This window comes from Macrococcus sp. 19Msa1099 (genome assembly GCA_019357535.2).
GTDB classification, from domain to species: domain Bacteria; phylum Bacillota; class Bacilli; order Staphylococcales; family Staphylococcaceae; genus Macrococcoides; species Macrococcoides psychrotolerans.
Window position 1 is genome coordinate 21,385 of sequence record CP079956.2, and the last position, 25,249, is coordinate 46,633.

Consider the following 25,249-nt stretch of genomic DNA (forward strand, 5'->3'; position numbering starts at 1 on the left):
ACACACTCCTAGTTATCGATTAATTTTCCGCTTATAGTAGTTTTAGCAGGGTTAAATGTGCCTTTATTATCAACAGGTTCCAACGCATATGTGATATAAAAATACGAGTTAGGAGAACCTTTAACTTTTATTGTATGATCACCTGCATTATAATAAGCCCAAACAACATTTCGCTTTAATATCCATCCATCTTCAAAAACAGTAACTAAGATTCTCTTTTTATATTTGTTGTTACTAATTTTCCCTACTCTTATCTTCAAAGTAAAATTCCCATCCTTTGAATAATAATTATCAGTAGCTGGATGTCCATAACTTACATTCCCTCCTGTAAGCCTGCTGTAAGCGCTTACTTCACCTTCAAAATTAAATGAGAGCGTCATAATCGTCAATAGCATCACCATAATTACTTTTATTTTCTTAATAGTAACAACTCCTTTAATATTTATTTTATTTAATAATAACCCATTATAAACAAATTTTGTATATTTATTTTTTAAAAACTTTAAATAGCGTTGATCTATATTATTTTCACAAGTTTAGCAGTAATCTACATTTATGAGTTAGATATAAGGGTAAACCCCCTAAATCTGCGAACGTGTTTTTTATGTCATGATGACATTTGTTATATGATGTTACAATCCTTCATCAATATATGGTACTTATCATTAAGTCTATTTTGACAGGCTTTAACCACTCTTATTAATAGTTCTATATATTAATAATAGAATGTAATGCCATCTGTTCAACAATTATTATTTTCTGAACACGGAAATATGAAAGAACATTGGTCTAAGAAGACGTATCTCATTTTGTGTCTAAATATTTGACATTGGTCCAAAGCGATAGATAGTTAAATATTTAATTTAATCTTAAAATAATTTGGAATAAAAAAGAAGAATACTCAATTTAACGTAGATATTCTTCTTTTTTATTCCAAATTATTTTATTACTACCTTTTAAGTTGTAGTTATTATGTTTTATATTGATATTTTTTCCACTCTTATTATCTTTTATTAGTAAGTAACCATTTTTGTTAGGGGATATAGCATTTTTAGTTATAATTAGATCATTTATATTGTATTGCAATAAAATTTCTCCACCAAACTGTTGTTGTTGGTCATTATGGATTAATCTGTTATTTAATAATCTAATTTTTTTTACCCCACCCATTGTTTGGTTGTAACCACCAATTGCTATACCAGTGTAGCCATTGTTTTTAATAATGTTTTTCTTTACTAAAATATTTACAGCATTTTTATTCTTATGTTCGCTAGCTATTTCAATTCCTATATCATTATTAGCAGATATGTTATCAGATATTACTATATTTTCTCCACCGTCAATATATATTCCAGCAGCAGATTGATCACCATTATAAGAAGGATTATGTTTACTTGTATTGTTTTGAACTCTATTATTCGAGATTGTACCATTCCTTGCTTTGTCTAATTTATCATTGGATTCAATACCTTCATAACCAATGATATCTATGCCAATATTGTTGTTATCAAAAATCTGATTGTTTGATACTTTGAAGTTATTAATATTTCCATTTAAAACTAAAGCTTCACTATTACCCAATTTTAAATTATATAGTTTATTTTTTACTATTTGAATGTTAGATATTCCTTTACCATAAGCAGAAATACCATGACTATTGCCTTCTTTATAGTCTGTTTCAATGTCATGAATTATATTATTTTTAATTATTATAGACTTAGAGTGTCCATCTATATTTATAGCAGTTGGTGTTTGTTCTGAATTAGTGGCTTTTAAATTAGATAAATTTAAACCTGATATATTTATATAGTTAGAATTACGAATATTTATTATTTTTTCAGATCTATCAATATTACCAATTAATTTTGTTTTTCCGTACATACCTGTTACTTTTATAGGTAAAAAGGGAAATCCATTTTTATTTATATGTACGGCTTCTTTATATATTCCAGGCTTGATTTTTATTGTTGTTCCAGGTAAAGCCATATTAATAGCTTTATTAATGCTTCTTATAGGTTTATTATTTGTTCCTGGATAATGATTTTTACCTGTATTTGAAACATAAATAACTTTAGAATTTAAATAAGTAAATATAGTGAAAAGAAATACTATGATTATAAGCAGCGTAGTTAATTTTGATTGTTTGCCTTTAAAATGATTCATTACTCTGTCCTCTCTGTCTTTTTTCTCAATTTTAAACTAAAATAGATTTTTTGGAAAACTTTGCAACAGAACCGTATGGCATAACGTCCTCCTTTTAGGGTTATTATATTATTAAAATAAATAAATAGCCCCTATAATCTAGAATTTGGATTATAGGGGCCGTTTTTATTTGATTTCTTAGGGGTTATTATATTATTATAACCCCTTATTTTTATTGTCTTTCGTTTGTCAAAATAAGCTAGACAATTTCTCATCTTCGATGAAACTCATAAATACTTCCAATGGTGTTTTATAGCCCAGCGATTTTCTGGGACGATGATTAATATTTTGAGCAACACTAATGATATGATCATCAGTGACTGAATTAAAGTCTAATTCTTTATCTAATCCACTGCGTCTAAGTATCCCGTTAGAATGTTCATTCAATCCACGTTGCGACGGAGTGCCGGGGTCGGCAAAGAATATCGAGATATCGTGTCGGTTACAGATTGTTTTCCAGTTGGAGAACTCCTTACCACAATCGAAAGTAATCGATTTAAATATATGAGCAGGTAAAGCTGAAAACATAGAGTGAAGCGCATCTTCAATATCATCTGCCTTGCGACCTTGAGGTCGTATAGTGATAATCATCTTAGAGATCCTTTCTACTAAGGTTATGACAGCACTCCCATGATTACGGCCAATGATAGTGTCACCTTCAAGATGACCAAATTCTTGAAAGAAGAAAGGAAACTCTTCTATTCTTTCAGAAATGTGTCTTTTGAAAGCCTGTCTACCTCTTTTTTCACAATGACCATTTGGCTTCCTTCTACCTTTCATAGGTAAAGATTGTACCGAAAAGACGTTTTCCTTAAACATTCTATAAAGAGTTTTTACAGAACAATCAATCGGGTGTTCACCTCTGCCAATAATGGTGTCAGGTGTCCAGCCATCGGCTACTTTTTCTCGAATATAAGCTGACTGATTTTCTGGAAGTACTATTCTATGTCTGCCACAATTTGATTTTCTTTGCTTAAACTCCTGGTAATATTCCAGTGCAGTTATACCTGTCTTAAGTGCATTTATTACGTTATAAATTGTCTGTCTTGATCGTTTCAATCTCTTTGCGATTTCTTTTACCGAAAGATTTTGATGATAATATGATTCTATGAACGTGAGTTCATCCGTGTTAAGATGTTTATAGGCCATTCTGTACTAACTCCTTATGTTTTCTTTGGTCGGAAATACATATTGAGTTTAGCACAGAAGGCTTTTTTAGTTGTCTAGCTTAATTTTACAATCGACGATATATTAAACCTATACAAAAATTGATAAACTTCAGTTTAAGTTTTCTGTTCATATTATCTCTCCTCAAAATCCAGGTTTGTTGGTAATGAAGGCAAATCTTGTGGCTTTGCTAAAGTGTCTGTATTAGGAATAGATAAATCTACTTCTTCTACCTTAAACTGATCGATCCATACTTTGCCTTTACCTAATAACAATACACCAAAATGCATTGATGCCGCACTTTCACTAACATCCAGTACGACAGAATAATAGTTCCATTCATTTGTACCAATAATTGCTCTATCCATCATATTATCAAACTGCAATATATCGTATTTTACATCATCAATCCTAGCCCAGACACCACATTTATCAACCTCTTCTGTCTTAATAAATGCCGAGAATTTCACACGTTTATTAATATAAGACTTTGCAGAGATACTTTGCATCAATGTACCAAAAGTATTCTCATTATAAGTTGCATCATCATTTTTGGATGATAATAGAGCTGACTTTTGTCCACTATGATATACTTTTGCATCCAATCTTGTTTCGTAAAGATTAGGTGCAGTACCGGTTACAGTCCATCCCTTAATATTTTCTGAAGTCATCAATTCTTCCCCCTTATTGTCATTTGCTAATCCACTCATCAATTTTCGATATTTACCAGGTGGTAAGCCGTACACTGATTTAAACCTTCTCGAGAATGCTTCCTGAGATTGAAAGTTCAGTACAAATGCCAGATCGATAATACTAATATCGGTATACAATAAATATTGTGACGCATAAGCAATACGTCTACTTAAAATATAATCATAAAATGTATAACCAGTTGCTCTCTTGAACATTCTCATCAAATGAAACTTTGAATAACCTGTGCGCTTTACATAATCCTCTAACGTATAATTTTCTAGTAAGTTTTCTTCAACAAATTCAATAATCTGATTGATATTATCCTGGCCCAATATGCATCACCTCGTAAATATTGTAACTGTTATGTGCGATTTGTTTTTGATAAATATTGCTGTAATAATATTAAAATCAATTTTAAGTTGGAGGTTTCCTATGCGCAAACTAGAAGTTCTCCCGTATAATTCTGAATGGCCAAATATGTTCCAAAATGAAAAGATATCATTAGCTCAAATTATGAACGATGAACTTATTAGTATCCATCACATCGGAAGTACAGCAATAACTATTCTGAAAAACGTAATTTAACTGAACTTCATATCATATTATTTCTTTTTTAACACACATGTATTAAAATGAGATTATATTATTTAATACACTTGTGTTAAAAAGGAGATTGACGATGCCGAAAATAGTAAATCACGAAGAGAAAAAGCACCTAATATTAGAAATTGCTTATCATAATATTCAGGAGTTAGGTAAACAAGGTACATCTGTTAGAAGTATAGCCAATGCAGCGAAAATGACACCAGGACAAATCAGGTATTACTTTCCAAACCAGTCAGCATTACTTTCAGAAATACTAAATATGCTTACTGAATCAATTGAATCAAATATCAAATCAATATTTTTGGACCGAAACTTACCTCTTGAAAAAAGAATTGTCGATGCAATATTACTAACAATGCCGCTCGATAAGAAAAGGACTGCGGATATGATTGTGTGGTTAGCGGTGCAGAAGGAAAATAGCGCAATTGATGAAAACACAATGAGTGATGAAATCTATATATTAGTACAAACATCATTTGAACTGTTGCAACAAGCCAATAAAATTAATCAGTCAATCGACAAAGAAAAAGCCATCACAAAACTGCATGCTTTAATTGATGGATTAGCGTTACATAAACTTTATCAGCCGAAACAATTATCAAACACTTTAGTAGAACAAATCATAACGGAAGAAATTCAATCATGGATGGAGTGAGTAAAGTGAGTATCATCATAACATTGATCATTGCAGCTGAAATTCTATTTTGGATGTTCATAGTTCTCGGATTAGTAACAAGATATATATTTCATAAAGAAAAACTTAGTATGTCATTATTATCATGTACAATACTAGTTGACCTGTTTTTAATTATCGCTACAACATTCAATCTATACCAAGGTGGAACAGCAGAAATTGCACATGGTATCGCTGCTGTATACATTTCTATTTCAATTGTATTCGGTAAAGACTTTATCAATTGGGCAGATGAAAAATTTAAAGTATTATACTTAAAACAAACACCTCCTCAAAAAATATACGGAAACCAATATGCAAAGCAATACTTAAAGAGCTTTTTTAAACACATCATTGCATTTCTTATCGCATATGGGCTTATCTACCTGATGCAGGTTGTTGCAAACAATCCGTCATCTCTGAATAATTTAATGGGCGTAATAAATATATGGAAGATTGTCCTCATCATTGATTTTATCATCACAATCAGTTATTTTATTTGGCCGAAGAAAGCGAAATTAGATACTTGATAATTATTGAAACGAAATAAATAACCGGATCAAATTTTTAAAGTATTTGATCCGGTTATTAAATTTACATTTTCCGCTACATTATCGCCAATTATATTAAATGACACGTTGAGTACAACTCTAAAATTGTTTATCAGCATGATTTATTTCATCATCATCTTACTTTTCGTATTTATGATTCTGAAATTATTCAATCAAATTAAAAAGCTGAAACAAGAGAGAAATATCCAGGAATGAGACACCAAACCAGTTCATTTATCTTTGCCACTTGAATAAAATGCTTGGGCAAAGACATATCCAAACAATATACCAAATATAACTGAATCAAAAACGAGCGCGAAAGGGATTGAAAACATTATAAAACTACTTAAAAACTGTTTGTCTTTAAATTGATTCATCTTTCGTACTCCTTCTTATTAAACTTTAAAGTTGTTAGTCTATAAATTATATCCAAATTATGTATTTTTCGTTTGTCAAAATAAGCTAGACAATTCCTCATCTTCGATGAAACTCATAAATACTTCCAATGGTGTTTTATAGCCCAGCGATTTTCTAGGACGATGATTAATATTTTGAGCAACACTAATGATATGATCATCAGTGACTGAATTAAAGTCTAATTCTTTATCTAATCCACTGCGTCTAAGTATCCCGTTAGAATGTTCATTCAATCCACGTTGCGATGGAGTGCCGGGGTCAGCAAAGAATATCGAGATATCGTGTCGGTTACAGATGGTTTTCCAGTTGGAGAACTCCTTACCACAATCGAAAGTAATCGATTTAAATATATGAGCAGGTAAAGCTGAAAACATAGAGTGAAGCGCATCTTCAATATCATCTGCCTTGCGACCTTGAGGTCGTATAGTGATAATCATCTTAGAGATCCTTTCTACTAAGGTTATGACAGCACTCCCATGATTACGGCCAATGATAGTGTCACCTTCAAGATGACCAAATTCTTGAAAGAAGAAAGGAAATTCTTATATTCTTTCAGAAATGTGTCTTTTGAAAGCCTGTCTACCTCTTTTTTCACAATGACCATTTGGCTTCCTTTTACCTTTCATAGGTAAAGATTGTACCGAAAAGACGTTTTCCTTAAACATTCTATAAAGAGTTTTTACAGAACAATCAATCGGGTGTTCACCTCTGCCAATAATAGTGTCAGGTGTCCAGCCATCGGCTACTTTTTCTCGAATATAAGCTGACTGATTTTCTGGAAGTACTATTCTATGTCTGCCACAATTTGATTTTCTTTGCTTATACTCCTGGTAATATTCCAGTGCAGTTATACCTGTCTTAAGTGCATTTATTACGTTATAAATTGTCTGTCTTGATCGTTTCAATCTCTTTGCGATTTCTTTTACCGAAAGATCTTGATGATAATATGATTCTATGAACGTGAGTTCATCCGTGTTAAGATGTTTATAGGCCATTCTGTACTAACTCCTTATGTTTTCTTTGGTCGGAAATACATATTGAGTTTAGCACAGAAGGCTTTTTTAGTTGTCTAGCTTAATTTTACAATCGACGTTTTCAAAACTTCATATAAACTTGGACTTGCCATATAATTCCCTCCATTTTTTCTACAACAATCTTTTGTGTGTTGTAAGATTGCGTATTTAATTTTTACAAATAGAAGTGAGTATCAAAGTTAAAGTAATACAAGGACGACTTGTCGGCGTAGCTTTACCCTTGTATTGATTTATTAGTTGAACACAAGCTCGATCTTTAGCTGGTAGTGAAACTTTTGATACTACGATATGCAGTTAAAAATTATGCAATCTTATGACACATGGATTGTTTTTCACAATAAAAAAACCCCTGGTGAAGTGGATTTCTTCACCAGAGGTTCCTTGCATTTAAAGCGTTCGTAAATTCCAAAGTTTATCATAAAAATATAATAAATATGAAGATTTTGTAATTTCTAAATTGCAATTACAAGTTAGCCACCCTGACAAATCTAGTTCATATAGAATCCTAGGGATTCAATCAGTATGTTCTCCTTGATTAGCTCCTTCAAAAACACTTTCATCGCTGACTGTCCCTTTAGTATCTTACGTGGATATCTGTTCATCCATTCCTGGATTTTATGGACGGTATAAGCTGTTACAGTTGAAATGGGGATACCTTTAGGAATATGCCGGCGAATAAATCTGTGCTGATTTTCTTTCGTCCCTCTTTCCCAAGAGGCATAGGGGTGAGTGAAGTAGACTTCAGATAATCCCTTGAGGCATTCAGAAAGATCGCTGAATTCAGGTCCGTTATCTGATGTGACGGACTTGAATATTTTAGGGAAAGCATCTCCTGTTTCCTTTATCAGATGACGTAGTGCATTGACTACATGGCAACTTTGTTTACCGTCAATCTTTAAGATAAGTTCATAGCGACTTTTTCTCTCAACCATGGTGAGGAGAACCTGGTCTTCGGCAGACTTCTGTCCGACAACGGTATCTATCTCCCAATGTCCGAAGGTCGTGCGTGTATCCACTGCATGAGGACGTAGTTCGATAGACTGACCCAGCACTTTTTTATTAATACGAGTAAAGCCTGTCGGCTTCTTATTCTTAAGCTTTAACTTCATCAGAAGATTGATATTACGTGTCTTTATCAGTTTTCTGTCAATCCAGTTATAGAGTGTCTTTATACAGGGTATGAATCTTTCTGGAAAAAGCTTAGCTTTCTTAGCAAGCATAATAACGGAAGCCGGAAACATTTCCTGATGTATCATCAGATGATCGGCCCATTCAACAAAGGGATTATCTGTAATGGGAAGAGGACGACGTCCTGACTTGATACGATTTTCAAAGTATCTATCCTGAGCAAGATCAGGTGAATAGACGCACTTGTAGTAAGTGTAGATTTTATTATTCTGTACCTGCTGGCTCTTTTGTGTGTACATGCCGCGCTTTATCTCATTATTGATGGTCTGTGGCGCTCTACCGAGCTTTCCAGCTATTTGTCTGTTTGAATATCCTTCATTGATCAACGTCTGTATGATGATTCGTTCATCTCTAGAAAGGTGTTTGCCCTTAACGGTTTTCGTGTTACCATTGATATGCGTCATACGAATTCATTCCTTTATTGTCGGTGTGAGAACTACAATATTAACATGAATTCGTCATGGCGTATTTTTTTATAAACAATTAATGTATCTTCCATCTTAGGTGGCTAACTTGATTCTATAACTTACCATATAAAAATATAATTTATGGTTAGTTGTATTGATTTTTCCGTTTTACCTCCTCCAGATATATTTTTTATTTGGTGTAGTTAATATGGCACCTTCATTTCTTTGATAAAACAGCTTCCAAGAACTAAGAAAATAATCGCTTGGTTCCTGGAAGCTGTTTTATTAAAGAGTAGCTAGATATTCTTCAATCATTTCTTTTACTATTCTTTTATTTTGCTTGTCTGCTAAATATGAAGCGAATTCTAAGTCTTTAATGTTATTTCGAATAGAATTACTAATCTTATTGAGAGAATAGTTTTTACTATATATTAATTCAGGTAAAACGACCATATTATTTGAGTTATATGAAATTTGTATTGACTCCACGCATGTTTCATATAATTCATCCCATTGTTCTTCTTCGAATAATATGTTTGAAAGATTTAAATACATTTTTAAAATGTATTCAAAATCTTCTGTGTTTATGGGATTTAGCTCTTTAACTTTTTTGAAGTAGTATTTCGCTTGTGTATAATCATACCTTTGTTTATAGATAATACCTATTGTGTTGTAAATAATTGACTTCAATTTAACTGAAATCTTCATTTCACTACTCTGTAAAATAATTTTTAAATCTTTAAGAATATCTTTATTATATAAATTGTAATCAGTTATTAATTTTGCCCATTCTATATAAATACTATCTTCTAAACTTAGATTCTTTACATCTGTACTTTTAATAATATATTCTAATTGTTTATAGTTCCTACTATTAATCAATCCTTTAATATGGAACATACTATCTTTACGTATATTTATTTTTTCTAATGGAGTTAAATTGAATAAATCATCTAAAGATAAGTCTAACTTTTTTGCTATTTTAACGAGTATCTCAGATGATGGATCAATCTCCCCCTTTTCAATTTTACTAATTTGTCCCTGTGTACAAATACCATTAGAAAGTTGAGTTTGTGTTATATTCATTTCTAAACGTCTACGCTTTATAAATTCGCCGATATTCAACTCTTTCCCCCTCCATCAACTACTAATACCCCTTTTCTCTTAAATACTTTTCAAGTACTTCTGAGGCAATATCAATAATTTTAATATCTTCATCTACTTTCATTCGTTCTAATCTTTTTTTTATATCTTTTCTAACTCGAATAGTTGCTGACTCTTTTGATACACTATAATTCGGAGTATATTTAACTTCAGAAGTATCTATATTATCTAAAAATCCTGACATTACAATCACCTCGTAGTATTTATTGTGCTTAATCTTTCAAACAATTCTAAATAAATATCATTAAACATTTTCATCACCATTTTGTCATGAATGTCTTCATTTTTGATACCTTTAGCACCAAACTTCTTAATTCTTTCTCTTTGGTATACTTGGCTTTGAAATAGTGCAGCGCCAAATGTTTTCTTTGATTTTTCGATTATTTGAGTATCAATTAATCCATTCTTTTTAATTAAAACTGGTATGGCACCAATTAAATCGAACGATAAATTAGATTCTTTTTTTCTGTCTCTTAAAAAATTGACGAAAGCTAAACTACTTTCATAAGCTGACTGTTGAGTTTGAAACACCATAACAATGAAATCACTGGCATATACAGCATTATTAGTAAAATCTGAATTGATAGTGGGAGGTACATCAATCAAGACTAGATTATATTGATCTTTAATGGTATCTAATACTCGTTTTAAAATATAACGTTTTGTCTGTATATTATTTTTAGCGATTTCATCTGATAGATTGGCCAAACTAGGCTCAGCAGGCAATAAGTCCAAGTTCTCACTTAAATGAATTTTACAATTATTTATATCATTAGTTTTTAGCGCATCAATTAAAGACATTTTGTTTTCTGAATGATTAGGAAAAGTTCTTTTCATAATTGCGGATGCATTTCCTTGTGGATCAAAGTCTACAAGAAGTACTTTTTTATCGTAGTGTTCAGAAGCAATATAAGAAAGCATAGTAGAAACAGTAGTTTTTCCAACGCCACCTTTAAAATTTCCTATTGTGATTACTGTCATTTATAACAGCTCCTATTCCAAAATCTATAACGTATAGTGTATATTCTATATATAGAATATACACTATAAAGAAATTAATCACAAGTGATTTGTGATTAATTTCTTTTTAAAATCACATACATTTATTGCGTAATATTCATTTTTTTGTTACGATTTATTCAAGAAATATTATCTTTGTTTTTGCTATATACATAGCAAAAACCGAGTGATTGTGAAGTGCACCCCTAAAGTTGAACCTTAAAATTCAACTTTAGGGGTGTTTATTTTGAATAAAAAGCATGATCTTGATTTTAAATTAAAACGGTAAGTTATAGAATCAAGTTAGCCACCTAAGGTGGAAGATACATTAATTGTTTATAAAAAAATACGCCATGACGAATTCATGTTAATATTGTAGTTCTCACACCGACAATAAAGGAATAAATTCGTATGACGCATATCAATGGTAACACGAAAACCGTTAAGGGCAAACACCTTTCTAGAGATGAACGAATCATCATACAGACGTTGATCAATGAAGGATATTCAAACAGACAAATAGCTGGAAAGCTCGGTAGAGCGCCACAGACCATCAATAATGAGATAAAGCGCGGCATGTACACACAAAAGAGCCAGCAGGTACAGAATAATAAAATCTACACTTACTACAAGTGCGTCTATTCACCTGATCTTGCTCAGGATAGATACTTTGAAAATCGTATCAAGTCAGGACGTCGTCCTCTTCCCATTACAGATAATCCCTTTGTTGAATGGGCCGATCATCTGATGATACATCAGGAAATGTTTCCGGCTTCCGTTATTATGCTTGCTAAGAAAGCTAAGCTTTTTCCAGAAAGATTCATACCCTGTATAAAGACACTCTATAACTGGATTGACAGAAAACTGATAAAGACACGTAATATCAATCTTCTGATGAAGTTAAAGCTTAAGAATAAGAAGCCGACAGGCTTTACTCGTATTAATAAAAAAGTGCTGGGTCAGTCTATCGAACTACGTCCTCATGCAGTGGATACACGCACGACCTTCGGACATTGGGAGATAGATACCGTTGTCGGCCAGAAGTCTGGGGAAGATCAGGTTTTCCTCACGATGGTTGAGAGAAAAAGCCGGTATGAACTTATCTTAAAGATTGACGGTAAACAAAGTTGCCATGTAGTCAATGCACTACGTCATCTGATAAAGGAAACAGGAGATGCTTTCCCTAAAATATTCAAGTCCGTCACATCAGATAACGGACCTGAATTCAGCGATCTTTCTGAATGCCTCAAGGGATTATCTGAAGTCTACTTCACTCACCCCTATGCCTCTTGGGAAAGAGGGACGAAAGAAAATCAGCACAGATTTATTCGCCGGCATATTCCTAAAGGTATCCCCATTTCAACTGTAACAGCTTATACCGTCCATAAAATCCAGGAATGGATGAACAGATATCCACGTAAGATACTAAAGGGACAGTCAGCGATGAAAGTGTTTTTGAAGGAGCTAATCAAGGAGAACATACTGATTGAATCCCTAGGATTCTATATGAACTAGATTTGTCAGGGTGGCTAACTTGTAATTGCAATTTAGATATTTTTCTTTTTTCTAGATTTAAATAGATTTAAATAGATTTAAATAATCTTCATATGATACTTGCGGTAAGTAATAATTATTGTTTATAAAGTATCTTATGTAATGCTTTTTCTTTAAGACTTGATTTACAATACTATCGCTATCAGGAACATACATAAAAATTATAGGTAAGCGTAATCTTTATAAAAAAATAATACTTTCTTCAAATATTATTTTTTTCTCATCATTATTTATATCTTCAATAAATCTAAAATCAAATAAAGTTGATGATCTATTTGTACAAAGAATCATTTTATTAATTTTTTTCTAAGCACATCAAAATTTGTCGGTAGTTCTATAGAAGGATTATAGTCACTTAATAAATAGTTAGGATTGTAATCTTTTGAAACTTGATTTGTACCTAAAATATCAATAATCATTCCTCCAAGTAATTTTTCATCTTTAAACACTGTTAATAACTTCGGACTAATCGCGCTACTTTTACTTATTGTATCTAGCCATATGGAATATGAATAAAAACAATTTAATTCATATTCAGAAATCATAGAATCCCAAGAAATCTTAAAATTGTCATTAATTTCATTGTAATCAAGTATTTTAACTTCCATAAATCTCCTCTCTTTATTATTCTTTTAATTATAATCATTGAAATATTATTCTTTTAATTATAAAATAATGATAGCATTAATTTAATTAAAAATAAATATATCTTGGAGGAAAATATTTTGTTTGAAGATGTAAGTATCGATACTATCAATAAAATGACGTATGTAGATTTTTGTGCTCACCTAAGGCAACCAAATATACCACCAGGAGGACAAGATTCTGTAAAAAAAGTTATAAAAGAAGTACCTTTATTTTCAAATTCAATTGTCTTAGACTCAGGATGCAATACTGGTTATGTAGCTAGAGAGATTGCAAGAAGTACAGGTTCCACTGTTATAGGTATAGATATTAATGAGGAAATGGTGCGTGTGGCTAACTCTAAAAATGGCATAGGCACTTTTCCGGGCACTACAAAATTTATTCAAGGAGATTCAATGAATTTACCATTTCCAGATAATTATTTTGATTTAATTATATGTGGTGTAAATGGCGGTTATAAAATGTAGGAAAATGGCGGAATGAAAATGCTGTTTTTCCTACATTTTTTCTTTTCAAAATTATATAATCATGTCTTAACTCAATCTTCGATTGGAGGTTATTTGATTGAGACATGACATTTATGAAGGAGTGCTATTTTATATTATGAAAGGTATTAAACCAAATTATGCCGAGCTGGGTCGACAGTATAATTGTGATCCAAGAACAGTTAAAAAATATTATGAAGCCGGTAAAGAAAATGAATTAGAAGGACTGAAGAAAAGAAAACAAACTAAGAAAACATCAAAACTAGATCCGTTTAAAGAAATAATTGATGAAAAAATTGAATTAGGATGTACTGCCATGGCAATATTCAAATACATTGAGAAGAAAGGATATAAAGGTCGCTATACAATTTTGCGAGAATACTGTAAAAACAAAAAACTAAACGAGACTAAAAAAGCAACTATACGCGTAGAAACAAATCCCGGTATAGCTGCTCAAGTAGACTGGAAAGAAGATATGATAATGCATGATAAGTTTGGCAGAACTTATCAATTCAATATCTTTCTTTACGTTCTACACTATTCAAAAATGAAGTATATCACATTAACTTGGGATAAAAAACAAGATACGTTATTTGAATGTCTGAAAGATGCTTTTGAATACACCGAAGGTGTTCCAAGAGAAATATGGTTCGATAATATGAGAACCGTAGTTGATAGACCGAGAACACAATATAAAAAAGTCGTCTTCAATAATTTGTTTTATCAATTTAGTAAGGATGCCAACTTTGAACCTATTGCTTGTAGGCCTTATCGTCCTCAAACCAAAGGATCCGTCGAATCATTGGCTAAATTTGTTGAACAACGTTTAAGACCTTATGATTATGAATTTTATGATGCTGTCGAACTTATTGGGCTGGTTAATAATCTATGCCAGGAATTAAATTATGAAGAAATTTCGCAGGCAACAGATCAACGACCTATAGATGTTTTCAATTACGAAGAAAAAGAGCATTTAAATTCTTTTAATGACAGTTTATTAAATACTTACATCGAAGATGAATGTATTAGAATCGTTTCTAAAGAATCGATGGTTAACTTTAGAAAAGGTAAATACTCTGTTCCTACTAAATACATTGGTGAAGAAGTACAGGTGATATTCAATGACTCAACAGATGAATTGCTTATTTATTTTGATGGTGAGTTAATAAGACGACATAATCTATCTGAAAGAAAATTTAATTATTTCGTTGAAGATATGAGTGAGATATTAAAATCAGATGTATTTAAACACAAGGATGATGAAGAGATACTTACATATATAGAAAATTCATTATTACTGTATGACGAAATATAGCGAGGAGGACTTAAGATGAATACGAATCATCAAAAATTGCTCAATAATTTTGAAATATTAAAACTTAAAAAATTCAAAGCTTACTATCCAAATTACATTGAATTACTTTCTAAAAATGAGAAATCTTTAACTGAAATATTAATTGATTTAACCGAAAAAGAGATAGAATATCAATCAGAATTAAAATTTAAACGTGCTGTGAATTCAGCACGTTTCCCTAAAATAAAATATTTACATGATTTTGATTTTATGTTTCAACCAAGTATAAATCAACAAGAAATACTTACTTTAAAATCTATGCATTTCTTAGAAGATAGTATTAATATTTGTTTCCTGGGTAACAGTGGTGTTGGTAAAACACACTTGGCAATCTCATTAGGAATAGAAGCTTGTAAACAAAATATAAAGACCAAATTCTACACCTTCAAAGATTTAATAGACTTACTAACTGACTCAGATTCCAAAGGAATCATCAATAAAACATTAAGACAATTAAGCAGAATAGAATTACTTATCATTGATGAAATTGGTTATACTCCCATCACTAAAGAACAAGCCGATTTATTCTATCAGTTAATGTCACTAAGATATGAAATGAAATCAACAATAATTACAACTAACATTCCATTTTCTAATTGGGGAGAGTCATTTAGTAATACAATTGCATCAGCAGCTATAATAGATAGGTTAATTCACCATTCTAAAGTATTTAAAATTACTGGAGAATCATATCGATTAAAAGATTATAAAAATGAAAAATCCTTAAGCATGCGACAAACTTAAACCGCTAAAAAACGACATTTTCAAACCGCCATAAAACAACATTTTTAAACCGCTATTGACATGTGGTGGTTCTACAGCATTCATGGATAATCTTAGAAAAGCGATAGAGCAATATATTGAGAAAACTAAATTATTTGGCTATATTGCAGAAATTGAATTTACATATCATACTAATCCAACTGATGAGTTGATGAATAAAGTAAAGTTGTAGGAATCGATATAAGACAGGATATGATTTCTTTAAGTAATATAATATCTGAAAAGTTAAACTATAATTCTACATTTGAGTTAATGGACGCAAGGGATTTAAGCTATATATAAAGATGAAGAGTTTTCTATGGTTGTAACGAGTGGCAGTATTGCTTTCATTGAAAATAATATAGAAAATGCTATTTCGGAAATGAGTAGAGTACTTTCGAAAGATGGTTATTTAATAGATACATGTATCAGCTATATAGAATCTCCACCAGAAGAGATAATAAATGAAGCTTCTTCTTCGTTAGAATCAAATATACCTATATTAACTAAAAATGAATATATTAAAATGTATGAAAATAAAGGATTATATTTATTTAATAGTATAAATATAGATAATAAAAGTGACGATGCACAAGATATAGATAAGATAATAAAATATGTTATTGATAGAGAACAACGCTTAAGAGATAGTCAGTCTTTAAAAAGAAATAATATAGAGAATGTAATAAAGAATAAACTTGAAAAACTTCTAAGATCTTTTAAAGAAAATGACAAATATACTTCTTCTGATATCTTAATTTTTAAAAAGGAGAATGAATAAACTTGAAAAATGATTTTTCTAGTGATGAAGTAATTGAATATTACTATGAATCTATAGAAGCTGTAGGATTATGGAAATCTGAAGAGTGTATATTTAATAAATATGTCTGCAAAAATGATAAAATACTTGATATTGGTTGTGGAGCAGGACGCACTACTTTCGGTTTATATGATAAGGGATTCAAAAACATATTTGGAATTGATTTAGAAAATAAAATGATAAAAGCAGCTCTGAAATATAAAAATAACAATAACTATACGGACTTAAAATTTGAGTGTATGGACGCTCTATTATTAGAATTAGAAGAGAAAAATTTTGATGTAGCTTTTTTTTCGTTTAACGGATACATGCAAATACCTTACTTAGATAATAGAATTAAACTATTAAATAATATAAGTAAACATTTAAAAGAAAACGGTATTTTTATATTTACAACATTAGATAGAAACAATCCTGATTTTACAGAGTTTTGGAAAGAAGAAGAAGTAAAATGGCATAATAGAACTGACAATAAGTTAGAGCAATTAGGAGATTTAATCATTGAGGATAGTAATAGGAAATATTATATGCATATACCAGATCAAACTATATTGAATCAAATTATGATTGATAATGGTTTTGAAGTTATTGAAATGACTAAAAGATCCAATATAGCTAAAGAAAAGGAATCAGTATTAGATTTTGGAGATGATTGTTTGTTTTGGATTACAAGGAAAATCAGTAATGAATAAGAGATATTTTATATTTTTATCATCCTTCTTATTTTCTATACTATCTGATTCTTTATATGTAGTTGCTACAATGTCTATTATATATAAGAAGACAAATTCAGTGTTACTATCTTCATTATCTATTGTGGTTGCCATGGTAGGATATAGTTTAGGATGTCTTTTAATTAACAAAGTAATTTCATCATTATTACCTAAAAGTATTTTTACTTATAATAGGTGTATAAGAATATTTTTACTTCTTATTCTTCTATTATCTTCAAGTTATAATATATCAATAATACTATTATTAACAATAGTTTTTCTAATTCCTATTTTTACAGGTATGGATTCAGTGTTAGAATATGCCATTTTACCAAAGTTTGGAGAAGATTATACTAAATTGAATAGTCTTATGTCTTTAACGAGAAATATTGGTGAGATGTCCTCATGGGCTATTGGAGGAATACTCGTAGCACTTTTAGGTGAAAATATAACGTTTATAATTTCAATGTTATTGCTTATATTATCAGTTATTCTAATTCAATATATCTATCTACCAAATATTAAATCTACAAAATCAGCTCAAGATAAAAAAAAGTTAGACAAAAAATCTTTTTCTATCATTTTACACAATAAGATAAATAAAAGAGTATTTGCCATGGATTTTTTTGACTTATTGACTACTGGATTGTGGTCTTCAGCAGTATTACTTGAAATAATAATTATAAAATACAATAGTGATAGAATCACATGGGGAATTTCATATGCTTTGTATTTGCTTGGTGGTATTATTGCAGGAATTATTATTTATAAATGGAGTTATTATTTTGAGAAGATTTCATCCAGTGTATTAATAATTTCATCAATAATCTATATTATTATCATAAGTATACTGATGTCTACAGATTCTATTATAATGTTATTTATATTGCTATTCATTTTGGGTTTCCCAGAACAAGGAAAAGAAGTTACACAAGTCAGTTTATTACAAAATAATAATAATGAAGACGAAATGATAAGGGTATTCTCAACATACAATATATTCCAAACCGTACTTTTCAGTGTATCAACTGTTCTTATTGGTTATTTAGTGGATGAGTTTAGTATTAATTTTGCTTTTATATTTTGTTTGCTATTGAGTAGTATAACCTTATTAGTAGCATTTTCATTTAAATTAGTTAGATAGGACTATTGATATGAGCAATTTTAACAATGAAATTATAGAAATTGTTTCGAAAATAAACCACTTAAGATATGTAGATAAAAACATTGATTCTATTCAATATTATTACAATGAACTATATGAACTAACAAAAAAAAATAAGCATTATATTCTTCAAGATTCAACAAATGAATTGTACAAATATATTAAACATCAAAAATACTCTTCTCTCTCTTTGGATAATTATTTTAAGATATTTAAAGGGATAGATTTCAATATATTTCAAAAAAATATATATGACTTAGATGATGATATCAGAATCAGTAGTTTTGAGGAATATTATAACAACTTAGAGAAATACTCTCGCTACATAGATAATCTCTACTTAAAAATAATTAAAGATAATGTTAGTCATAATCATCATAACAAAAACTTGTCATATATTGACTACAACTTTAAAGATAAAAAAAAGATCCATAATTATATCGAACATTATATAATTCCTTTAATATTTAAATTTTTTATAAAGCAATCCAATAGAATCAACAATTGTGAAATTAAAAAATATAATAGAACTAAATACTTCAATGAAAGATATCCTATTCCTAAATATAAAGGGCTAAATTTAGTCGAAAAAATAAAAGATATTTACAAAGAAAATCTCCAATTTAATTTGCTTGATTTTAAATATTCAATAAATAATTCAATAAACTCAAGCTTTTGTACAATTATAGACAAGAATAAAAATCCTTATATCTCAATTACATTGAATAATAGTTGGTACGATATAAAAACTATTACTCATGAGCTTGGACATGCTTTAAATTTATGTTATCAGAATAAAAATTTGCCCTATCAAAAAATTTTCTTACCCACTAGCATATTAGAAACATTATCAATAAGCTCTGAATTTATAATTTGGAAACATTTAGATGAAATTATTGATGATTCATTTAAATATAAAATTATTCATCTTGGGGAAAATTTAAATCAATTATTAGAGTATATTATATCTGATAAATTTGAAACATTTATCTATATGAATAATGACTCTATCTCCAATCCATCAACTATAAACAGAATATGGAAAAAAAGTTGTTCGTTCTCAATAGATAATAAACGCATCGATTTTTCATCTATTTATGGTGATCAATTAATGTGGAAAGATAATTATTTATTATTTGACAAACCTTTTAGTTCTTTTGATTATGCTATTGCTATTGTAAGATCACTATTTCAAATATCATTAAGTACGTCTGAAGAGAAAGAAAACCTAATTTCGTATAAAAATTCATTAAATAAAGAGCCTGAAAAAAATGGAAAAACATTGCCATCTATACTATCAGAAAAAATGTATCAAGAATTATATATAAAATTATCTGAATTTATTGAATATTACTAGGAGGTTATTGAATTGCATATACAAAAAATACATATAAATAAAATAAATCACACCATGGATAATATTTTAATTGAAGGCTCTATTAAAAAAATAAGAAATTTAAAAAATATATATTTTATAATAGTGTCAGATATATCAGGTGAAATTCAATGTGTTGTAGACAAAAATAAATTTAAGAATTTGAATATAACAGAATCATCCTCGGTACGTATTATAGGAGATGTAATAAATACAAACAACCAAGAGATAGGTCTGGAAATACATGTTAACGAAATAGATATTTTAAGCTTATCTGAATCTACTCCAATAGAGATAGATAAAATAGATATTTTAAATACAGATATCTTTTTTGACAATAGATATCTTACTCACAGAAACCCAAAGACTCAGAAAATTTTTATACTAAAGAGTGCTATAGTATCTTCTTTTCAAGAAAAATTAAAGGAAAAAGGATTTATACAGATTTTTACCCCAAAAATTGTTGGAGAAGGAGCAGAGGGTGGATCTAACATCTTTTCTTTAGATTATTTTGGACAAAATGCTTATTTAGCACAATCACCTCAATTTTATAAACAAATGATGGTATGTAGCGGATATGAGAAGGTTTACGAAGTAGCACCAGTTTTTAGAGCGGAAAAACATAATACAAATAGACATTTAAATGAATATACTTCTTTAGATTTAGAAATGTCCTTTATTTCGAATTTCAGAGATCTTATTGATTTAGAAAAAGAAATAATTGAATATATATTTAGTTATTTAATGAATTATCATAATAAAGACTTGGAATACTTAGGAATACAATTGAAGAAACCAAAATTTTCACAAATCACATTTATAGAGGCTAAGAAAATATTGGTAAATCAATTTAATGTACAAGATAATAATTCTGATATTAGTACTGAAGAAGAAAGACTGATAGGACAATACTTTCAAGAAAAAGAAGATGCTGATTTTGTTTTTATTATCAATTATCCCGCAAGTAAAAGGCCTATGTATACTAAAAAAAGTAAAAATACAAATTATACAGAATCATATGACTTAATCTATAAAGGAGTAGAAATCACATCCGGAGGTCAGAGAATAAATGAATATAAAGAACTAGAAAAATCATTTTCTGAAAAAGGTATATCTATTAATAAATTTCAGAGTTATTCTGAAATTTTTAAATATGGTGCTCCACCGCATGGTGGTTTTGCTATAGGTCTCGAAAGATTTTTAAGTTTAATACTTAATTTAAAAAATATCAAAGAAGCTTCGGCATATCCTAGAGATATGGGGCGTATTAGACCCTAAATTCACACTGAATAATTTTATTATAACGACTTTTTCTTCTAAATGAGTTACTTTTTTACACCGCATCCGTTGATCCTTAGCTGTTCCAACGGTTAGAGAGGAAGATTTTCATGGTATAGGTAGATAAGAGATATTCAATAGGATGAGTGTTTCTACATAAAAGTATTATCTCATCAAATATATCAAACTTTTTTCAAGGAGATTATATTTTTAATAAATTTATGATTATACTGGGAATAACTTCATTTACTTTATGTTGTTTTACGACCGACTCTTTGGCTCAAACATTTGAATCTAATACTATTATCAACAAGGCTGTTGCAGCTCCGCCAGATGGAGGAGGTACTATTACTAAACGTTTTAAATGCTTTCCTATAGCAACACCTCCATATAGGAGGTGTGCATATTCTTAAAAATATTTTCTATGTAAACTAATAATTTAACGGTTGAAAGATTTAAATGACTTTTATTTAAATCTTTCAATTTTTTCAGGTATCGATAAATCGTTGTACGAGAAACATTCCATTTTTCACCAATTGTTATTATAGGGGCACCACTATCAACTAATGTTTTAAATAATTTTAAATCACTGTCAGTCAATTTTTCGGAACGACCACCCAAGCTTCCTCTTGTTTTTGCAGCTACTCTGCCTGCAGCAGATCGTTCCAAGATTAAATTACGTTCAAATTCAGCAAATGCTGCAAAAAGATGAAATAAAAGTTTATGAAAAATTTAAAGTTAGGAGAATCTACATCATGCTAAAATAAATTAATCATATTTGCTTTTCGGTGAGTAACTTCAATGATTCAATGCATTTTTATAAAACATACTACGCGGAGAATTATTAGTAATTGGAAAACAATTGCTTATTTAATTGTTGGTGGCTTATGGATTTAAATGAAGAAATAGATATTCTTAGAAATGAAATTCACTTTTCATACACACATATTGCATTTAGTATTGATGAAAACGAGTTTAGCTATTGATATCAAAGATTAAAAGAAAGTAGTGTGAACATTTTAGAAGGACATAATAGGGATATAAGGGATAAAATATCTATTTACTTTACTGATTCTGATGGTCATAAATTAGAATTGCATACTGGAACTCTTGAAGATAGATTAAATTATTATAAAGAAGCAAAATCACAACCCCTTTGGTTGTGGGGTTTATCATGTAATATAATTAGCAATGCGTTACATATTCCAAAAATAAAAAGCTAACCAATTTAATGATTAACCGAGTATTATCTACTTCTTTTATTCAATTTAAATTCTTTGAAAAATCGGACAGTCCTTCATATCTTATTGGTATAATATAAAATAAATGAGGTGATTACATTTGATTTTCTTTATTTGTGGTGGTGGTAGCTCTGAACGTTTAAAAGAAATAAACAAAGAATTTGCAAGTATTTTAAATAGAAATCCTAAAATATTATACCTTCCTCATGCTATAGACGAGAATCATAGAACAATAGAAAATAGTTTTAACTATTTCAAAGATATGATGAGAACTGTAAATATTGTTGATATTGATATTTGTTATGACATAGGAAACACAAAACATAATAATTACGATGCCCTATATATTGCTGGAGGTGACTTAAAAAAGTTATCAAAAGCAATAGATAAAAATTCAATAGAACATTTTATTAAAAAAAATTCTTTTAAATGTATATATGGACATAGCGCTGGGGCAATAATTTTAGGCTCTGATATTTTAGATGAAAGAAATAAAGAAAAAATTAATACATGGAACTTAATCTATGACCATGAGATTACCTGTCATTATTATGCCAATAAAGAATATATAGCTTTATCAAATAAAAATGGTCGGTTAAAGTTACCAGACAATACTGCTGTAATAATTCAAAATAATACTCCAATAAAATATATTGGTGAAGGTATAATATATAAAGAATCTAGAAATATAAGAAACTAAGAAGTTATTAATTTAGCTTCTTTTTAATTTCTATTAGTTACTATATTCACTTTGCGATGTCTTATATATTGAAGGATAAATACATACTAAATATAGTTTTAATTTAATTAATTAAGACTATTACCTTTAAATTCATTTGGATTTGAAACAGGTGGAGCCACACCAGTATAATACTTTAACATATAATTTTGAACAATGGCTTAAACATCAAAATAATCGTATTTTATACATAGACTTAGATCACCAATGTAGTTTAACTCAAACTTTCGAATGATGAAGTGTGCATGATTAAAATTGATGAGTATTCATCTATTCTTCCAGGATATATGCGTTTAGATGAAGTAGAAAAGAGCATCACGACAAAAAGTAATAAAGATATGCTTTTATATATGTGGCTAGAAGATAACTATCATAAATTGAATCTAGAGGAATTTGATTTTATTATTATAGATATACGCCCTGATTGTTCTACTATAACTAAAAATGCTGTTGTTGTGAGCCATTCAATTTTTAGCCCCATCACTCCTAGTGAACACGGTTTTTCTTCTAGAGATAACTTATTAGAAAGGTTTAATGAGTTTAAAAATGAAATGATTGACTTTAGCTACCTAACTGCTAATCTTTATTTTATTGCTAATATGGTAAAGCATAACACGAAGTCTTCTATAGAATTCAAAAAAGTATTACATAAAATTGATGATATAATAGCTATATTTCCTCATAAAGAATTATTTAATAATAGTACTTTAGAAAAAAGTCTATAACTGATATGGCTCTTGATAAAAAATTTTACAAAAAACATGAAAAGTTCTTTGGTGATTATCATCATACCAATTTATTAATACTTAATTATATTAATGGTGAGGAGGAATAAAATGGCTTTCGAATTCAACAGTGAAAAAACTGAAAAAATAAAAGAATCTTTAAAGAAAAATGATACAAACTCTAGAATAGATGCTACAGACGATGTAAGTTCCTTCTTAAAAAAATATCTGAGCAACCAGTACATGAAATAAAGCAAAGATATAATATTATGTTGGATCCTAGTGTCAAAGAAAAAAAGATAAGATTGCAAAGGAAAAAAACTTTAAATCTACTTCTTCGTTTATAAATGAACTTATAAAAAACCTTTAAAATACACATACACACTACCATGTGTATGTGTATTTATTTTCTTAATAATTCTCCCATTATCTTTTCACTTTGTTCTCTTAAGTTCTCATCAAATACTATTTCTTTTTTCTTTTGAGAAGAACTTTCTTTTTTAAATCTAAACTCTAAATATTTTATACTTTTTCCTTTTTTTATCTTATCTATATTTAAACCCTCAAAAATGGTAGATAAATCTCTCATGATAGGATTTAAAACACGTTTGTTTATATCAGTCATCCTATAAGATTCTGGTATATCTAAACGATCTCTAAAATCATTAATTTCAATTTTTAAATATCCTGTTTTTCTAAATTGTTTAAGCAATCTAAACATATGCTTAGAGTAACTCGATTTTATGCCTGTCAATTCTTGCAGTTCAAACCTTGTAAAATTCCCAGTAAGATTATTAAGAATATGTTCCAGTTCTGGATTTAAAGAAATTTCAATATATTTTTCTTTTGTATCAATTTCATAATATGTAAAAAGGACAAACTTTTTTATCTTATCTTGTGATCTTTCTGTATATGTTAAACCTTGCATTTTATCATATACATGTTCTAAATCATTTATAAATCTCTCTGTTGTGTTTTTAGGATGATAATTACTTAAAGATTTTAAATCTTCAAATTCATATTTTACTTTTTTAGTACCTCTTTCTTTAAGTTTGGTACATATAGCAAAAAATAAATCTATCTCTACAGCCGTAAAATTTCTAAGAGGGACCAGGTTCATTTCATTTTGATATTTTGTAATCCTACTGAATTCTACTTCACTCATGATTATCCTCCTTTATTTATATAATAATATAAATAAAAAGGAGACGCAATATTTTTTTGTCTCCTTATATCCGCAAAAAGTCTCCCTCAAATCCGCAAAAAGTCTCCTTATATCCGCAAAAAGCCTC

General features: G+C 29.4%; 27 protein-coding genes and 3 pseudogenes. 17 read left to right on the forward strand and 13 right to left on the reverse strand.

The annotated features are described in order from the left end of the window. Nucleotides 1–8: 8 nt before the first annotated feature. From KYI10_11410 to KYI10_11425, 4 genes are all read right to left on the reverse strand, one after another. Entirely contained in the window at nucleotides 9–389 is a 381-nt protein-coding gene (locus KYI10_11410; protein QYA34005.1) for a hypothetical protein, read from the reverse strand. A gap of 517 nt (nucleotides 390–906) precedes the next feature. Next, nucleotides 907–2,163: a right-handed parallel beta-helix repeat-containing protein gene (locus tag KYI10_11415; GenBank protein QYA34006.1), complete on the reverse strand. Its 1,257-nt coding sequence runs from the start codon at nucleotides 2,161–2,163 to the stop codon at nucleotides 907–909. Between the two features lie 228 nt (nucleotides 2,164–2,391). After that, nucleotides 2,392–3,351: an IS30 family transposase gene (locus KYI10_11420; GenBank protein ID QYA34007.1), complete on the reverse strand. Its 960-nt coding sequence runs from the start codon at nucleotides 3,349–3,351 to the stop codon at nucleotides 2,392–2,394. 152 nt (nucleotides 3,352–3,503) lie between these two features. Continuing rightward, nucleotides 3,504–4,394 (reverse strand): AraC family transcriptional regulator, encoded by an 891-nt coding sequence (locus KYI10_11425; protein ID QYA34113.2) that lies wholly within the window; start codon nucleotides 4,392–4,394, stop codon nucleotides 3,504–3,506. Nucleotides 4,395–4,494: 100 nt separating this feature from the next. On the opposite strand from KYI10_11425, the gene KYI10_11430 reads away from it, so the two are divergent. From KYI10_11430 to KYI10_11440, 3 genes are all read left to right on the forward strand, one after another. Then, complete coding sequence (locus KYI10_11430) at nucleotides 4,495–4,647, forward strand: GrpB family protein (protein QYA34008.1); 153 nt, start codon at nucleotides 4,495–4,497, stop codon at nucleotides 4,645–4,647. Between the two features lie 94 nt (nucleotides 4,648–4,741). After that, the gene (locus KYI10_11435) at nucleotides 4,742–5,323 is read left to right on the forward strand and encodes a TetR family transcriptional regulator C-terminal domain-containing protein (protein ID QYA34009.1); all 582 of its coding nucleotides are present in this window, start codon (nucleotides 4,742–4,744) and stop codon (nucleotides 5,321–5,323) included. A gap of 5 nt (nucleotides 5,324–5,328) precedes the next feature. After that, a complete protein-coding gene (locus KYI10_11440; protein ID QYA34010.2) occupies nucleotides 5,329–5,871 on the forward strand; it encodes a hypothetical protein in 543 nt (180 codons plus the stop codon). Between the two features lie 251 nt (nucleotides 5,872–6,122). On the opposite strand, the gene KYI10_11445 is transcribed toward KYI10_11440, so the two are convergent. The 6 genes and pseudogenes from KYI10_11445 to KYI10_11470 all read right to left on the reverse strand — a co-directional run bounded on the left by KYI10_11445 (nucleotide 6,123) and on the right by KYI10_11470 (nucleotide 11,083). Next, nucleotides 6,123–6,269, reverse strand: coding sequence for a hypothetical protein (locus KYI10_11445; GenBank protein QYA34011.1), 147 nt, complete (start codon nucleotides 6,267–6,269; stop codon nucleotides 6,123–6,125). A gap of 75 nt (nucleotides 6,270–6,344) precedes the next feature. Further along, a pseudogene (locus KYI10_11450) lies at nucleotides 6,345–7,304 on the reverse strand (IS30 family transposase). A gap of 527 nt (nucleotides 7,305–7,831) precedes the next feature. Beyond that, nucleotides 7,832–8,935 carry an IS30 family transposase gene (locus tag KYI10_11455; GenBank protein ID QYA34013.1) on the reverse strand — a complete coding sequence of 368 codons (1,104 nt, stop codon included), beginning with the start codon at nucleotides 8,933–8,935 and terminating at the stop codon, nucleotides 7,832–7,834. Between the two features lie 288 nt (nucleotides 8,936–9,223). Further along, nucleotides 9,224–10,063 carry a helix-turn-helix domain-containing protein gene (locus tag KYI10_11460; GenBank protein ID QYA34114.2) on the reverse strand — a complete coding sequence of 280 codons (840 nt, stop codon included), beginning with the start codon at nucleotides 10,061–10,063 and terminating at the stop codon, nucleotides 9,224–9,226. 22 nt (nucleotides 10,064–10,085) lie between these two features. Beyond that, nucleotides 10,086–10,286 carry a plasmid replication-associated protein gene (locus tag KYI10_11465; GenBank protein QYA34014.1) on the reverse strand — a complete coding sequence of 67 codons (201 nt, stop codon included), beginning with the start codon at nucleotides 10,284–10,286 and terminating at the stop codon, nucleotides 10,086–10,088. A gap of 5 nt (nucleotides 10,287–10,291) precedes the next feature. Beyond that, nucleotides 10,292–11,083, reverse strand: coding sequence for a ParA family protein (locus KYI10_11470; GenBank protein QYA34015.1), 792 nt, complete (start codon nucleotides 11,081–11,083; stop codon nucleotides 10,292–10,294). A gap of 429 nt (nucleotides 11,084–11,512) precedes the next feature. Between KYI10_11470 and KYI10_11475 the strand changes: the two genes are divergently transcribed. Continuing rightward, nucleotides 11,513–12,616: an IS30 family transposase gene (locus KYI10_11475; GenBank protein ID QYA34016.2), complete on the forward strand. Its 1,104-nt coding sequence runs from the start codon at nucleotides 11,513–11,515 to the stop codon at nucleotides 12,614–12,616. A 326-nt stretch (nucleotides 12,617–12,942) separates the two neighbouring features. Here the strand turns inward: KYI10_11475 and KYI10_11480 are convergent, their stop codons facing one another. Beyond that, nucleotides 12,943–13,263, reverse strand: a complete 321-nt coding sequence (locus tag KYI10_11480; GenBank protein QYA34017.1) for a hypothetical protein — start codon at nucleotides 13,261–13,263, stop codon at nucleotides 12,943–12,945. A 117-nt stretch (nucleotides 13,264–13,380) separates the two neighbouring features. Between KYI10_11480 and KYI10_11485 the strand changes: the two genes are divergently transcribed. The 9 genes from KYI10_11485 (at nucleotide 13,381) to aspS (ending at nucleotide 21,252) form a co-directional block, all read left to right on the forward strand. Then, a complete protein-coding gene (locus KYI10_11485) occupies nucleotides 13,381–13,767 on the forward strand; it encodes a methyltransferase domain-containing protein (GenBank protein QYA34018.1) in 387 nt (128 codons plus the stop codon). Nucleotides 13,768–13,864: 97 nt separating this feature from the next. Continuing rightward, nucleotides 13,865–15,100 (forward strand): IS21 family transposase, encoded by a 1,236-nt coding sequence (gene istA, locus KYI10_11490; GenBank protein QYA34019.1) that lies wholly within the window; start codon nucleotides 13,865–13,867, stop codon nucleotides 15,098–15,100. Between the two features lie 15 nt (nucleotides 15,101–15,115). Further along, complete coding sequence (gene istB / locus KYI10_11495; GenBank protein ID QYA34020.1) at nucleotides 15,116–15,883, forward strand: IS21-like element helper ATPase IstB; 768 nt, start codon at nucleotides 15,116–15,118, stop codon at nucleotides 15,881–15,883. An 82-nt stretch (nucleotides 15,884–15,965) separates the two neighbouring features. Further along, entirely contained in the window at nucleotides 15,966–16,094 is a 129-nt protein-coding gene (locus KYI10_12685; GenBank protein XBW67575.1) for a hypothetical protein, read from the forward strand. A gap of 126 nt (nucleotides 16,095–16,220) precedes the next feature. Further along, complete coding sequence (locus KYI10_11500) at nucleotides 16,221–16,682, forward strand: hypothetical protein (protein QYA34021.1); 462 nt, start codon at nucleotides 16,221–16,223, stop codon at nucleotides 16,680–16,682. 2 nt (nucleotides 16,683–16,684) lie between these two features. Continuing rightward, nucleotides 16,685–17,413 (forward strand): class I SAM-dependent methyltransferase, encoded by a 729-nt coding sequence (locus KYI10_11505; GenBank protein ID QYA34022.1) that lies wholly within the window; start codon nucleotides 16,685–16,687, stop codon nucleotides 17,411–17,413. Then, entirely contained in the window at nucleotides 17,406–18,578 is a 1,173-nt protein-coding gene (locus KYI10_11510) for an MFS transporter (protein QYA34023.2), read from the forward strand. Before KYI10_11505 ends, KYI10_11510 begins: the two co-directional genes overlap by 8 nt. Before the next feature lie 10 nt (nucleotides 18,579–18,588). Beyond that, complete coding sequence (locus KYI10_11515) at nucleotides 18,589–19,956, forward strand: hypothetical protein (protein QYA34024.1); 1,368 nt, start codon at nucleotides 18,589–18,591, stop codon at nucleotides 19,954–19,956. A 12-nt stretch (nucleotides 19,957–19,968) separates the two neighbouring features. Next, nucleotides 19,969–21,252, forward strand: a complete 1,284-nt coding sequence (gene aspS, locus KYI10_11520) for an aspartate--tRNA(Asn) ligase (protein ID QYA34025.1) — start codon at nucleotides 19,969–19,971, stop codon at nucleotides 21,250–21,252. A gap of 468 nt (nucleotides 21,253–21,720) precedes the next feature. On the opposite strand, the pseudogene KYI10_11525 reads toward aspS, so the two are convergent. Further along, nucleotides 21,721–21,975: pseudogene (locus tag KYI10_11525) on the reverse strand (helix-turn-helix domain-containing protein). Between the two features lie 86 nt (nucleotides 21,976–22,061). Here KYI10_11525 and KYI10_11530 point away from each other — a divergent pair. The 4 genes and pseudogenes from KYI10_11530 (at nucleotide 22,062) to KYI10_11545 (ending at nucleotide 24,209) form a co-directional block, all read left to right on the forward strand. After that, a pseudogene (locus tag KYI10_11530) lies at nucleotides 22,062–22,475 on the forward strand (VOC family protein). Nucleotides 22,476–22,593: 118 nt separating this feature from the next. Then, the gene (locus KYI10_11535; GenBank protein ID QYA34026.1) at nucleotides 22,594–23,193 is read left to right on the forward strand and encodes a Type 1 glutamine amidotransferase-like domain-containing protein; all 600 of its coding nucleotides are present in this window, start codon (nucleotides 22,594–22,596) and stop codon (nucleotides 23,191–23,193) included. A 284-nt stretch (nucleotides 23,194–23,477) separates the two neighbouring features. Beyond that, nucleotides 23,478–23,957 (forward strand): ParA family protein, encoded by a 480-nt coding sequence (locus KYI10_12690; GenBank protein XBW67576.1) that lies wholly within the window; start codon nucleotides 23,478–23,480, stop codon nucleotides 23,955–23,957. A 111-nt stretch (nucleotides 23,958–24,068) separates the two neighbouring features. Further along, nucleotides 24,069–24,209, forward strand: a complete 141-nt coding sequence (locus tag KYI10_11545) for a hypothetical protein (protein ID QYA34027.1) — start codon at nucleotides 24,069–24,071, stop codon at nucleotides 24,207–24,209. Between the two features lie 151 nt (nucleotides 24,210–24,360). Here KYI10_11545 and KYI10_11550 read toward each other — a convergent pair whose 3' ends face one another. Beyond that, nucleotides 24,361–25,122 (reverse strand): RepB family plasmid replication initiator protein, encoded by a 762-nt coding sequence (locus KYI10_11550; protein QYA34028.1) that lies wholly within the window; start codon nucleotides 25,120–25,122, stop codon nucleotides 24,361–24,363. Nucleotides 25,123–25,249: the final 127 nt, after the last annotated feature.

Bases quoted from the DNA above. Each gene is read 5' to 3' on its own strand.
- KYI10_11415 (QYA34006.1), bottom strand. From the start codon at position 2,163: ATGAATCATTTTAAAGGCAAACAATCAAAATTAACTACGCTGCTTATA.
- KYI10_11420 (QYA34007.1), bottom strand. From the start codon at position 3,351: ATGGCCTATAAACATCTTAACACGGATGAACTCACGTTCATAGAATCA.
- KYI10_11430 (QYA34008.1), top strand. From the start codon at position 4,495: ATGCGCAAACTAGAAGTTCTCCCGTATAATTCTGAATGGCCAAATATG.
- KYI10_11435 (QYA34009.1), top strand. From the start codon at position 4,742: ATGCCGAAAATAGTAAATCACGAAGAGAAAAAGCACCTAATATTAGAA.
- KYI10_11445 (QYA34011.1), bottom strand. From the start codon at position 6,269: ATGAATCAATTTAAAGACAAACAGTTTTTAAGTAGTTTTATAATGTTT.
- KYI10_11455 (QYA34013.1), bottom strand. From the start codon at position 8,935: ATGACGCATATCAATGGTAACACGAAAACCGTTAAGGGCAAACACCTT.
- KYI10_11465 (QYA34014.1), bottom strand. From the start codon at position 10,286: ATGTCAGGATTTTTAGATAATATAGATACTTCTGAAGTTAAATATACT.
- KYI10_11470 (QYA34015.1), bottom strand. From the start codon at position 11,083: ATGACAGTAATCACAATAGGAAATTTTAAAGGTGGCGTTGGAAAAACT.
- KYI10_11475 (QYA34016.2), top strand. From the start codon at position 11,513: ATGACGCATATCAATGGTAACACGAAAACCGTTAAGGGCAAACACCTT.
- KYI10_11480 (QYA34017.1), bottom strand. From the start codon at position 13,263: ATGGAAGTTAAAATACTTGATTACAATGAAATTAATGACAATTTTAAG.
- istB (QYA34020.1), top strand. From the start codon at position 15,116: ATGAATACGAATCATCAAAAATTGCTCAATAATTTTGAAATATTAAAA.
- KYI10_12685 (XBW67575.1), top strand. From the start codon at position 15,966: ATGGATAATCTTAGAAAAGCGATAGAGCAATATATTGAGAAAACTAAA.
- KYI10_11500 (QYA34021.1), top strand. From the start codon at position 16,221: ATGGTTGTAACGAGTGGCAGTATTGCTTTCATTGAAAATAATATAGAA.
- KYI10_11510 (QYA34023.2), top strand. From the start codon at position 17,406: ATGAATAAGAGATATTTTATATTTTTATCATCCTTCTTATTTTCTATA.
- KYI10_11515 (QYA34024.1), top strand. From the start codon at position 18,589: ATGAGCAATTTTAACAATGAAATTATAGAAATTGTTTCGAAAATAAAC.
- KYI10_12690 (XBW67576.1), top strand. From the start codon at position 23,478: ATGATTAAAATTGATGAGTATTCATCTATTCTTCCAGGATATATGCGT.
- KYI10_11545 (QYA34027.1), top strand. From the start codon at position 24,069: ATGGCTTTCGAATTCAACAGTGAAAAAACTGAAAAAATAAAAGAATCT.
- KYI10_11550 (QYA34028.1), bottom strand. From the start codon at position 25,122: ATGAGTGAAGTAGAATTCAGTAGGATTACAAAATATCAAAATGAAATG.